This is a genomic window from Hahella chejuensis KCTC 2396 (genome assembly GCF_000012985.1).
Classification (GTDB): domain Bacteria; phylum Pseudomonadota; class Gammaproteobacteria; order Pseudomonadales; family Oleiphilaceae; genus Hahella; species Hahella chejuensis.
Genome location: NC_007645.1, coordinates 2438035 through 2450161 on the forward strand (window position 1 = coordinate 2438035; position 12127 = coordinate 2450161).

Below are 12127 nucleotides of genomic sequence, written 5' to 3' on the forward strand. Positions count from 1 at the left end.
TTTTCACATAAATGATATGAGGGCTCCTCAAGCTAATGTGTGGAATAGGCGGTTTTTATTATAAACCATTACAGAGCATGCCGCCGAATGGCGCTGCGCTGTTACAAGGAATGTTGGCGAAACAGCGGCATCGCGGTCCAGACGCATCTTCCTATTGGCTTAACGACTCCCAAACAGTAGGACTCTGTCACTCCCGGCTGGCTATAGTCGACTTATCTCCACAAGGGAACCAACCCATGCACAGCTATTGTGGAAAATTGACTGTAGTTTTTAATGGGGAAATATATAACTACAAAGAGTTAAGAACTAAATATGAGGCGCTGGGCTATACATTCAACACCCGCTCTGACACTGAGGTTTTGCTGGTCGCTTACCAAGCGCGAGGAAAGTCTTTTCTCGAAGAGCTAAGAGGAATGTTTTCTCTAGCTCTATTTGATCATCAAAAAAGTATCTTGATTTGCGCGCGAGACCCTATAGGAAAAAAGCCTTTTATATACGCTGAAACTAAAAGCGGATTTTATTTCTCTTCTGAAATTCCGGCGCTAGATATGGTCAAGGATGTTGATAGATGTATTGACCACAATGCGTTAGCGGCAATGCTCTTACATAATCTACGTCACATTCCTGAGCCCCACACAGCATTTCAAGGGGTGAAAAAGCTGCGTCCGGGACACGCCATTGTGGTTTGCGAAGGACGTTTAGAGTCGATGTGGCGCCACTGGAGCCCTGCTCCTGGAATGGTGAAAGGCGCTGGCGAACTGCGGGAAATTATTGAAAATGCAGTCGCAATCAGGTCACAAGCTGATGTGCCTGTTGGTGCGCTGTTATCTGGCGGAGTCGATAGCTCAGCTATTGTCGCAATGATGAAAAAGCATACAAGTCACACTATTCGCACCTATGCTTTTGGTTCCGGACCTGGTGATGAGGACTTATGCCGGGCGAGAAAAATGGCGAAATATTTTGGTGTGCGGCATAAGGAATTTTACTTCGACGCTAATCGGCAGTTTCAGGTTTTTAAAAGTATATTGGCGACTTTCGGTGAGCCGATAATGCTGTTGCCATTGATACATACTTATGAAATGTCTGAAGCGATTCATGAAGACGGGATTAAAGTCGTGATGAGCGGCAATGGCGCTGATGAATTGTTTTTTGGATACACCGGGCACTTTCATACCGCGAAAATATCAAGGTTGCTGAATGGCGTAGCTCTGTTTCTTGCGTGCGCCCGCGTCGCTCCGGATAGTTGGAGAAAAGGGCCTCTGAAGTTTCTACTGGAAAGGCCGGGGCTCAGAAAGGCTGCATATTATAGATATAAAGCTGCTGAGCAATGGCCTTTAATTATACCGCCGGACATAGCTCGGACTATGCTGAACTATGTGTCTGAGGAAATGAGTTACTGGGGGCCGCTGCTGCCAAATAAAGACTTTATTGACGAATCTAATTACTTGGCGCTGTTAATTGAGAACTCGCACTCTATAACAATTGCGTCAGACTTGCCCGCTATGATGGCGTCAGTAGAGTTCCGAGCCCCTTTTCTTGATAGGGAAGTTATTTCCGCCGCTATGGGAATAAGCTATAGAGATAAGGTGCGCAAAGGGGGCAGCGGGGTAGGTCTGAAACATATTCTCAGAGAAGCAGTTAAAGACTTAATACCAGAAGAAATACTTTTTGCGCCCAAACGTGGCTTTGGTATGGGTATTCAAGAAGAAGATGTTCTGAAAGGCCCCTGGCGTCAAATTGGAGAGCGGATTTTTGCAGAAGCGGATGATTGTGAGGGAATGTTTGACGCAAAAAACTTGAATAGTGTCTGGAGCCGATATCTAGGAGGAGACAGCCACGTTGACACCAGCACCGTAGCGAGACTCTTCGCCATTCAACTGTGGAGGAATCATGAGAGCGCTAACTTCTGAAGCGGAGGCCCTTTGGCGGGATTTTTTGAATAACTCTGATAACAGAGGACATGCTGAGCGAAACTTACAAGGAGAAAACCTCCAGCGCCATTATGAAGCATGCTCTCAGTCATCGCGTGGCGTTGTTAGGTGGGTCTCTCAGTTTGCCGACAGAAATCATGTAAAAAGTATCCTTGAAGTCGGCTCGTCTATTGGCATGAATTGCATTGCGCTTGCTGAAGAGTATCCAGAGGCTAGGGTTACGGGCATTGAACCGGAAGGTGAGGCTGTCAAAGTGGCTGAAGCCCTATCCAAGGACGTCGCCTCCTGCCGGTTCATTCAAGGTTTTGGCGAAAACATGCCTTTTGAGGATGGTGAGTTTGACCTGATTTTATGCAGCACTGTTATTGAGCATGTCAAAGACGTAGATAAGGTCATAAGCGAAATGTCGCGGGTGCTATCGAAGAATGGGGTCATATATATCGAAGCGCCAAACTATATATGGCCTTATGAGCCCCATCTACAGATATGGACGGTTCCAAAGCTGGGTAAGAAATGGATGGCGTTGAGTGCTCTGGCGCAAGGTAAAAGCAGGCATATTCAGTTTCTAGACCATTTGCAGCTGGTAACGCCTCATCAGATCAGGAGGCTGTTACTGAAAAATGGACTTCTTGTTAGAAATGTATTTTCGGAAAAAGTGGAGCGATCACTATTGGGAAATTCTATTGAAATAAAGGCCTATCCTGGAATTGCAAAAGCCCTGCGCTTTATGAACAAGTTAGGTATAGCTAAGTCCATAATTAATATTATTTTTACTATAGGGCTTTACCCAAGTCTTATGTATGTCGCAAAAAAGGGATAGTGCGTTGTTTGCCTTGGCGTCAATAAAAATAATAAAGCCGTACCTAAGCACTCTCTCAAGTGGTTATGTTCTCATGTTTGTAACAATGTTGGCTCAGCTTGTTACCATACCCTTATATCTTGGTAGTTACGAAAAATGGGGTTTTGGCGTGATATCCATGATGCTGGCGGTAGTTCCCCTTATGGCGCTGGGTATAACTTGGGTTAGTGGCGGTGGAATGCGGTTAATGGGGGAGGCTGTAGCAAAAAACGATATAGTCGGCGCTCGTCGGATTTATTCGGCCTCTAAATATTTGTTTACATTATATGGGGTTGTTGTCGCTTTTATTTTAGCTGCGATAGGCATTTCTTTTCAGGATTACTGGATTGATGATGCTCCAAATTATTATACAAGAGAAGACTTGCATTATTTGATAATAAGCTTTTGTGTATATATTGTTGTCCAATATGAGTTTTCCTCTGAATTGGCAGCATTCGCAGCGACAAAGAAGCAGCATGAAGGGAATATTATTCAAATTATTAACCCAATAGTTATGGCTGCCGCTGTATATGTTATGATTTTGTTTGGGGTTGGAATTCAGTCTGTTTTTATTTCAATGACTTTAGGCTACTTGGTGATGCGTGTATGTACTCATTATTATTGGCGTCGGGTTTCAACGTATGGGAACTATGTTGTTCTATTAAGTCCGGATAGGGAACAAATAGAAGCAACGGCTGATATGCTTAAAGATTATGCTGTGAGCTATTCCATATATGGAGTGTTACTGCTTTTTCTTTTTTCAGACGTCATAATTGTAGGGTATTTAATGGGAGCGGAAGCTGCTGCTACTCTCGCTCTTATTTGGAAAATTCCCAACCTTCTTATGCAGACGCTATGGCGGGTGCCTATTTATGCTGAGCCTTATGTTATTCATATGGATGCTAAAGGTGAAATGGAAAAACTACGAAGTCTATTTAAAAAAGGATTCTTTGCATACTCCTTAATGTGTTTCATTGCTGCATCTGTTTTTTACATTATAGGGGAGGATGTTTTGCAATTATGGGTGGGGAATATTCCGGATTTAAAGGGCGATTTTAAATTTTTGATGTGCGCTGGCGCAATATTTTTTCTAAGCCTTTCGCGATGGCCAATTAGTTTTCTTTATGCGATGGTTAAACTACGTATGCTGATAAAAGTTATGGCAGTGGAACTGTTAGTTAAAGTTTTTTTTGTGATATTTTTTTATAACTACCATGGGTTTATTTCTCCTATCGTTGCTATTAATGTTGAGTACATTTTAGGATTGGCTCTGGCATATTATTTCATAATAAAAAGAGAGAGATTGGCCTGATGAAGATGCTAGCAATTCATGTCGGTCATAATTCCACTGTCGCAGCGATGGAAGATGGTGAGATTAAAGGCGCATTAAGTCAGGAAAAACTGGATAACAAGAAAAACTCGGCTGACTTTCCTATTGATGCTATTCAGGCGCTTTGCAATGAGTTGGGTTGGCGTACGGATGAGATTGATAAGGTATTAATAGCAAGTCTGGAAGTGTTTCCTGAGATATGCTACGACTATTTGTTCGGTTCCACACCAGAAACCCAAACTTCGTTAAGTATCGCAGAACTTATAAAGAAAGCTGAGAAAGGAATTGCGGGACGCATAGCGCCTAAAGCATTCGACAGGCTAAGGACAATGCGAGCAAATCAGCTGAAAGAAATGGGGGGAGAGGAACTTCAAGCTAATATAAAAAAGGCTGGGCTGGAATGTAAAGCTGTAGAGCATATTGAGCACCATACCTGTCATGCTCGTGCGGCCTTCCATTCTTTTGCTTCTACGCCTTCATCAAAAGACGCGCTTATTTTTACTTTGGATGGTAGTGGCGACGGTTTGTGTGCGACTGTCAGCATTGCTCGCGCCAACGGGAGGTGGGAGAGAATAGCCGAGACGCCGATGAGATCTTCCCTGGGAGGAATATACAGTAACACCACGCGATTTCTGGGCATGAAGATCTTGGAACATGAATATAAAGTTATGGGACTGGCTCCTTATGCTAAAAGCTACTATATGAAAACCTATGAAAGGTTATTCAAGCCAGTCATAGATCTGGACCCACTAAACTCGCTTAGCTTCGCTGCTAAAGTGGATACGACAAAATTCTATGATTACCTAGTTGAGAATGCAGTTGGAGAGCGTTTCGATAATATCGCAGCTGCATTACAGCATCTGACTGAGGACCTGTGCGTTAGATGGGTTAAAAAAGGTATTGAGAAAACTGGGCTGCGGAATATATATGTCGGCGGCGGAGTCTTTATGAATGTCAAATTAAACCAGAGAGTTAAGGATTTGGCTGAAGTTGATACAGTGTGCTTTATGCCTTCATGTGGGGATGAGTCAAATCCTATTGGGGCGTGTTATGACTATGCGGCGAGAAACCGTCAGCCTACCAAGCCCTTAAAAGACCTGTTTTTAGGTATTGGCTACTCACGCGTAGAGTTGGTCAACTATATAGAGAAGACTCGACTGAGTGAGAAGTATCAAATTCAGGAATTCGATGATATCGAGCTGAAAATAGCGCAGTTGCTTGCAAGTAAAAATGTAGTCGCCAGATTTCATGGGCGATGTGAGTGGGGCGCGCGCTCTTTGGGTAATAGGGCGATATTGGCGCACCCAAGTTATATGGAAAGTTTCTATATTGTGAATGACTTAATTAAGTCGAGAGACTTTTGGATGCCATTCGCCCCCAGTATTTTGGAAGAGAGCGCGCCTCTCTATCTGCAGAACTATGATCCCGATAAGTCTGAAGCGCCCTATATGATATGTACATATCAAGCGACGGAACAAGGCGTTTCGGAATTGCGGGCGGCAATTCACCAAGGTGATCATACGCTTAGGCCGCAAGTTGTTAAAAAGTCGATAAATCCTGACTATTACAAGCTGATTAATGAGTTTAAGAGCCTTTCTGGCGTAGGAGCTGTTTTGAATACGAGCTTTAATCTCCATGGCTATCCATTAGTGGCTACGCCGGGCCAGGCGATCATGACATTTGAAAACTCAGGGTTGCGCTACTTGGCGCTCGGAACGTTCTTGATATCAAAAGTTTAACTCTGTTTATTTCTCTGACAAAGGTGCGCAATTATGAACGACATTGTACGGCTCTCAGAAGATAGAGTAGCTTACTTTGATCATGACTCCACTGCTGTACATGCTGTTTCTCCAGTTGTAAACATAGTTCGCTCCCTTTTGGGAAGTCCGACTTCAGTAAACTTACTTGATGTCGGAGGAGGAAATGGGACTTTTTTAGATACCATGCTGAACTCTATGCCGGAATCAAGAGGGACAATTGTCGAAATGAGCCCGGCAATGGCTGGCAAAAACGCATCTCGTCATAACAAAGTAGTTGTGTGTGATAACTACTTGGATTGGGCAAATAGAAAGCTAGATAGCGATGAGAGATTTGACGTCATATTTTTCAACTTTGTACTTCATCACTTCGTTGGAGATAGTTGGGGTTCCTCGGTGGAATTGCAGAGAAAAGCCTTGGAAGTGTCTAAAAGCCTACTTAAAGAAAACGGCGTTATTGTCGTGTACGAAATTCACTATAATGGTGGTGTATTTGACGAAATAACAAGCAAAATTATATATGGTGTTTCATCTAGTAGAATATTGGCGCCAGTTGCCAAAATTATGGGATCTAATACTGCAGGGTTTGGCGTATGTTTCCATTCTGAACCTTTTTGGATAGATCTATTTTGTAAGCAAGGATTGGTATGTAAGAAAGAGTATGTGATTATGAAAGGTGTTTTTAGGGGGGTGTTACCAAAAATACATAAGTTTCTCCTAAACATTAAAAGCATGAATTATAAGATCCACTTTATTGGAAGTGAGTAGAGATGCTTTTAGCTTTTCTGGCTACTTCTTGTGCTTTAATTGTTGGCCTTTGGCTATACGATACATACCGTGTTGGAATTTCTAAATCCTGCTTAAATCATTTTTGGTTTTTTTCATTGTTATGGATAATCTATTTTCCTTTTAGAGGGGTATTAATAGATCAAGGGATCATATCTCTTCAAGTTACTAGGGACTGGCAGGAATCAGATCTTGTTACCTCACTTTTTGTTGCATCTTTGTTCTGGATTTTTGTACTGATTGGGTATTTGTCCTTGAAAGGAGCTAATCGAGATTTATCAGTAAAAGGAGGGCCGCGGATACAGTTTTCAAGTTTCAAGATACTTCTTCTTGTTGGGCTTGCATGGGCGTTCTTGTTTAGTAGAGTTATTCACGAAGGTGTTTTTGTCCCTTTTCATGGCAATGAGCAAAATGAGATGAGAACCGGAGGGGGGCATATATTTTTGTTTTCGGAACTATATTCGAATGCTTTTTTTTCTTATATATGCATATTCTTGATATACAAAAAAAAGCCGGCTTCAGATGGCGCATTTTTATTGGTTGTCTCTGCGGTTCTGCTCACATCTCTTGCAATGACTGTAGCATTAGCCTCTAGGCGAATAATATCAATGACAATTTTTGTTTTGGCGGTGTGCTTTGTTGTGAGAAGAGGAAAGGGGACTTTTCTTGCACCTGCGCTAATACTTTCTTCAATTTTTCTTGCGCCGCTACTTCATACTTTGAGATATACAGACCCATATTTACTTATATCTGATGATGTGTCTGTTTGGAAGATTATACTTAATACATTTGTACTGAGAAACTTTCTCACCTCGTTATCCTCCTCATTTGAAGGTATCGATCACTTGGCGGCATTTCTGGAAAAGTCTGATCTCAATCAGCTTCTTTTTGGCGTCGATGGTGGTATGGCTTGGGTGTTCAATCTTCTTCTAGGAGCTGTTCCCAGAGCCATTTGGTCCAGTAAACCAGAAATATATGGAAGCATATCTGAGCAGCAGTTCCTTTATCCATGGATGTATGAAAATGGTTCTGCTACTACAACGCTGCCCTCTAGTTTTGTTGTTGATTTTATCTTTGGGATGGGAATATTTGTTGGGCTCTTGATTTCATTTTTTATGGGGAGACTATTTAAAGTTCTTTATATCAAGATGTGGATGCTGGAAGAAAATTACGCAGGGAAAGCTATATCTATATTTATTCTGGCTAATTTGTTTAATATTGTCAGGGGGGGCACAGGCTTTGCTCAGCCATTAATAATATTTTTAATCGCTTCTGTAATCGTATTAGGTGCTGGTCGGGTGTTCAGGGAATCCAAGTCTATAATTAAAGCGGTGTTAAATTTTAATGGAGATAGTCTTAAAAGTGATGCTGGGAATGGTTTGACTATAAGGTAGGGTTGAGATTATGGATGCAATATATTTCTATCCCCATGGCTATTTTAGAGATCGACAACTTGACACGGTTAGGCACTGGCCGGGCGAAGTCGCTAATCCTGACGTAGGAAAGCAGTCAGGAAAACAGGTAACCTCAAAAAAGTCTGTTGCAAGTGCGGGAATAAAGTCCTGGGTTACCAGAATTCCTTTAATAAACTTCAAAACCAGGCCGAGAGAAATTGATAGTCATGTAGTTGTGTATGTCTGGGGGGCATTAGTTTTAACAGGTAAGTTTATTGTGGATTTAGATAATCCATATAGCTTAACGGGATATAATATACGTGCATTCAATTTGTATAAATATATTTTGAAAATAGTTCTTCTTTCTGGACGGTGTTTGCAAATTCGGTGTATGAGCCATGCTTGTCTTGAAAATCTGCGGCTAACACTTGGGGAAAAGGTCGCTGCCAAAGCTGTTGTAACTTACCCGTATATGCCTGTTGTTAGAAAATCGGAAGACATATTTGCCTCAGATGAAAGAAAAATTATAAAGTTTTTATATATATCAACTCAATTTGATATAAAGGGGGGGAGGGCTCTTGTAAATGCATTCTTGAATGCTTACAAGGATAACCCCAATATCACTTTGGAGATGATTACTCACCTGCCTGAGCAATATAGAGCTGCTGTCGCGAGTTGTCCTGGCATAAGTCTCCATCCTGCCGAGTTTAGCAGGCAGGAAATAGCGGAGAGATTTATGAGTCACTGTGATGTGCTGATTCATCCAACTTATGTGGACTCATTTGGTATGGTGGTGTTAGAGGCCATGTCATATGGAATGGCCTTAATCGCCACAGATGTGTACGCCATATCCGAGATGGTTAGAGATGAGAAGAACGGCATTTTATTAGAGCCCCCAGTATCTATATGGAATAAATATCTTCCCTCCTATTACTACTACAAACTGGGAAAAATTAAATCCTTGATTGAAAAGGCGGATGACACATTATTTTCGCATAGTCTGGAGAAGGCGATTTTATATGTGGCGGAGGATAAAGAGCGCTTACTGCGTTACAGAAGGAATAGCCTTCGAATATTTTTGAAGGAGTTTAGTCGACATGCTGCTTAGTGTCATTGTTCCAGCATTTAATGCCAGCGAGACTGTCCGAGCGACCTTGAAAAGTATAAGTGTCGCCCTTGGTAACGCTGACTTCGACGTAGAAGCGGTGGTGGTTGATGACGGTAGTGATGACGGTGTTTTGCTCGCGGCTGCGGTGACGGAGTTTCCATTTGTGCGCTTGGTTAGGCATGAAGTAAATAAAGGTATGTGCGCTGCGCGAAACACTGGAATAAAGGCCAGTCGTGGCGATTTTGTTACGATTCTGGACGCGGATGATGAGTTTGTCGAAGGCTGGCCGGATCGTCTTGCCTCTATTATTTCTGAGTGGCCGCAGGATTGCTTATTGTGCTACAGCGCATGTGTAAACTCTAACGGCGTTTCTACTGTGTCTGAACCGAATTATAGAGGGAGACTGACATACGAAGATCTTCTTAACGAAAGGCGCTCTGGGGAATATTTGCCTGTTTTTCGTGGAAATTTTGTAAGAAGTCAACTATATCATGACTTAGGATTACGCAAGTCTTGTGGAATAGTAAGTTACTTATATTTTGCAAGAGAAAGTAACTTTTGGGTTACGCCTATTGTGTTGAGGATATATCACGATCAAAGGCAGGGATCTGTTTCCAGCGGTTGGTTAACAGAAAAGAAAGCCAGAGAAACCGCCTTATGTTACGAGAGACTATTTCAGGAATTCAGCGCTGAATATCGGCGATATGCTCCTAAAGTCTATCACACCAAAATGTTGCGCTACGCCATATATCGAAAAGTCGGGAACTTATCTGGCGTATGGACGCCCTGGTTGCGCGGTTTTTCCTTTCGAGCTGTGCCTGAATTTCTAGCTACGGCTTTCATTCTTGTTATGGGGGAGGGGGTAATGCGCCCTCTTATAATGTTCGCACGTAGAATCGGAGTGCTGAGAAAATATGGATAATACACTGGATGACTCTGAATTTTATGAAGATTTTTGGAGGGATGCGGGATACCAGTATACCTATGCGATGGATTCAGCGGTCAGGGACCGTTTCCCAGCGATTGAGAAAGTCTGGGGAGGGCTGAGGCGGCCGCACCGGGTTCTTGATTTCGGCTGCGGCAATGGAGTTCTGTCTTACTGGATGTATCAAAACAGCTTTGCTTATAAGGTGCTGGGCGTAGATGTAAGCAAAACCGGGGTTCGTAATGCGCACCGCGAGTTTGCGCAGCCAGGATTGGACTACAGAGTTATTACGTCACCGATGAACGTCAGACAGTTGGGCGCGTTTGATGCTGTGGTTTCTTCTCATGTGCTTGAGCATATTCCAGATGTTGATGAGGCGCTGACGTCATTAAAAGGAGTTGCTAAGTGGTATGTATTTGAGGTGCCTATAGAGGACTGTCTTTTCCAGACCCTTAAATGGACTGTGTTAAAGAAACCAAGACATGAGAATGCGCTTGGCCATGTGCAGTTTTGGACTCGGAAAAGCTTTCGTGACTTATTGTCCAGGCATGGGTACGTTGTCGTGCGCGACTATCATTACGCATCGGCGCCGTTTTCTCCTTATAACCCAAGCTGGGTCAGAATGATGGAAAAATTACTCCTGCGGACAGCTGGACTGAATCTGTACTCTAAAATCATGGCTACTCATTACGTTGTATTGGCATGCGAGAACCCCTGGAAATAATAACTGTAATTTCGTTTGAAAGGCTGAATTTCACTAATGAAACTAAAACCGGAAGAGTTGATAACAAATGCTTTTAGTATAAGCCTGTCTCACCGCTGCATCTCTATTGTGTTATTGGGGCGGGAGGCCAATTGATTAAAATACGGCTGGTTGTAATTAAATAATACGGATGACACGAGAGAAGCCTTTCTGTGAAAGTTTTAATATTATTTACCAGTAGTGAATTAGGCGGGGCGGAGCGTAGTCTGACTAAAATGGCCCGAGCGGCTACACAATCAACTCCAGAGGTTAAGTATTTCTTGGGTACGCTGGATGGAGAAGGGCCATGGTGTGAATGGTCTACTGGAATAGGTATGTCGCCACTTCCATTTGGAAGGCGTGAAGGAAGACATGGGCGGATAGGACTATTGGCGGTACTTAGCGCTATCAGGTTCGTTCGAGAAAGAAATATAGACATTATATATACTATCGGTTTCCGTTCTTCTGTTCTTCTTAGAGTATTTAGATGGTTTATGCCGGGTGTGAAAATTGTTCAAGGCGTTAGGTGGAACCCGAATTCAACAAGTAGATTGGATGTTTGGTTCCGGCGCATAGAAAGTTGCGCGCACAGAATAACTGACGCTTATATCACCAACTCAGCTGCGGCGTACAATACTTTACTTAAACTTGGCGTTCCCAGAGACAAACTTACTACGGCCTACAATGGTCTAGATGCTATGCCTTCTGCTGCAGACTCGCGGATACAGACTCCTCCTGTCGTCATTACAATCGCAAATTTAAATTATCGAAAGGGGTATGAACTATACCTGCACGCCATCTCGAAAGTAGTGACGGAGGTCCCTTCCGCTCAGTTTATATTTTTGGGGAGGGATGACATAAAAGGGGTCATTCAAGGCAAGATAAGCTCAATGAACCTGGATGGATGGATCACATACGCAGGGTTCCAGCAGGACGTAAGCTCTTATCTTCGGTCGTCCTCTTTGATGGTATTGCCCTCGCTTTATTGTGAAGGATGTCCTACTTCCGTTATGGAGGCGATGAGCCACGGGGTGCCAGTAGTGGCTTATGCAATAGATGGTATTCCTGAGTTAGTGGAGTCTGGAAAAGAGGGTTTTTTGATTGATCAGGTTGGCGATATTGACGCATTGGCGGACGCTATCGTCAACATCTTGAGAGATCCGGAGTTACGAAGCGAACTATCTGTCGCCGCCAGATCAAAGGCGGAAACCAGTTTCTCTATCGTCACCTGTTGTAAGTCTCATGAGGTTTGTTGGAACAAACTGATCAGCCAGATAGAACCACTGGCCGCCTATGACGGGAAGTAAATAAGGCGG

General features: G+C 43.0%; 10 protein-coding genes. All 10 read left to right on the top strand.

Features of this window, described 5'->3' with window-relative positions; translation table 11 throughout:
- Window positions 1–35 precede the first annotated feature (35 nt).
- A complete protein-coding gene (gene asnB / locus HCH_RS10830; RefSeq protein ID WP_083769750.1) occupies window positions 36–1910 on the top strand; it encodes an asparagine synthase (glutamine-hydrolyzing) in 1875 nt (624 codons plus the stop codon).
- Entirely contained in the window at window positions 1891–2751 is an 861-nt protein-coding gene (locus HCH_RS32255; RefSeq protein WP_011396269.1) for a class I SAM-dependent methyltransferase, read from the top strand. Before asnB ends, HCH_RS32255 begins: the two co-directional genes overlap by 20 nt.
- A gap of 73 nt (window positions 2752–2824) precedes the next feature.
- Window positions 2825–4081: a lipopolysaccharide biosynthesis protein gene (locus tag HCH_RS10840; RefSeq protein ID WP_148212539.1), complete on the top strand. Its 1257-nt coding sequence runs from the start codon at window positions 2825–2827 to the stop codon at window positions 4079–4081.
- Window positions 4081–5838, top strand: a complete 1758-nt coding sequence (locus tag HCH_RS10845; RefSeq protein ID WP_011396271.1) for a carbamoyltransferase C-terminal domain-containing protein — start codon at window positions 4081–4083, stop codon at window positions 5836–5838. Before HCH_RS10840 ends, HCH_RS10845 begins: the two co-directional genes overlap by 1 nt.
- 33 nt (window positions 5839–5871) lie before the next feature.
- Window positions 5872–6624, top strand: a complete 753-nt coding sequence (locus tag HCH_RS10850; RefSeq protein ID WP_011396272.1) for a class I SAM-dependent methyltransferase — start codon at window positions 5872–5874, stop codon at window positions 6622–6624.
- A 2-nt stretch (window positions 6625–6626) separates the two neighbouring features.
- Window positions 6627–8036 (top strand): hypothetical protein, encoded by a 1410-nt coding sequence (locus HCH_RS10855; protein ID WP_011396273.1) that lies wholly within the window; start codon window positions 6627–6629, stop codon window positions 8034–8036.
- Window positions 8037–8046: 10 nt separating this feature from the next.
- Window positions 8047–9144, top strand: coding sequence for a glycosyltransferase family 4 protein (locus HCH_RS10860; RefSeq protein WP_011396274.1), 1098 nt, complete (start codon window positions 8047–8049; stop codon window positions 9142–9144).
- Window positions 9134–10066, top strand: coding sequence for a glycosyltransferase family 2 protein (locus tag HCH_RS10865; RefSeq protein WP_011396275.1), 933 nt, complete (start codon window positions 9134–9136; stop codon window positions 10064–10066). Before HCH_RS10860 ends, HCH_RS10865 begins: the two co-directional genes overlap by 11 nt.
- Window positions 10059–10793, top strand: a complete 735-nt coding sequence (locus HCH_RS32260) for a class I SAM-dependent methyltransferase (protein ID WP_011396276.1) — start codon at window positions 10059–10061, stop codon at window positions 10791–10793. The genes HCH_RS10865 and HCH_RS32260 overlap by 8 nt, the downstream gene beginning before the upstream one ends.
- A 191-nt stretch (window positions 10794–10984) precedes the next feature.
- A complete protein-coding gene (locus HCH_RS35185) occupies window positions 10985–12118 on the top strand; it encodes a glycosyltransferase family 4 protein (protein ID WP_148212540.1) in 1134 nt (377 codons plus the stop codon).
- The last annotated feature ends 9 nt before the right edge of the window (window positions 12119–12127 follow it).

Excerpts from the sequence above, each read along its gene's own strand:
- asnB (WP_083769750.1), top strand. The coding sequence starts at position 36 with ATGTGTGGAATAGGCGGTTTTTATTATAAACCATTACAGAGCATGCCG.
- HCH_RS32255 (WP_011396269.1), top strand. The coding sequence starts at position 1,891 with ATGAGAGCGCTAACTTCTGAAGCGGAGGCCCTTTGGCGGGATTTTTTG.
- HCH_RS10840 (WP_148212539.1), top strand. The coding sequence starts at position 2,825 with ATGTTTGTAACAATGTTGGCTCAGCTTGTTACCATACCCTTATATCTT.
- HCH_RS10845 (WP_011396271.1), top strand. The coding sequence starts at position 4,081 with ATGAAGATGCTAGCAATTCATGTCGGTCATAATTCCACTGTCGCAGCG.
- HCH_RS10850 (WP_011396272.1), top strand. The coding sequence starts at position 5,872 with ATGAACGACATTGTACGGCTCTCAGAAGATAGAGTAGCTTACTTTGAT.
- HCH_RS10855 (WP_011396273.1), top strand. The coding sequence starts at position 6,627 with ATGCTTTTAGCTTTTCTGGCTACTTCTTGTGCTTTAATTGTTGGCCTT.
- HCH_RS10860 (WP_011396274.1), top strand. The coding sequence starts at position 8,047 with ATGGATGCAATATATTTCTATCCCCATGGCTATTTTAGAGATCGACAA.
- HCH_RS10865 (WP_011396275.1), top strand. The coding sequence starts at position 9,134 with ATGCTGCTTAGTGTCATTGTTCCAGCATTTAATGCCAGCGAGACTGTC.
- HCH_RS32260 (WP_011396276.1), top strand. The coding sequence starts at position 10,059 with ATGGATAATACACTGGATGACTCTGAATTTTATGAAGATTTTTGGAGG.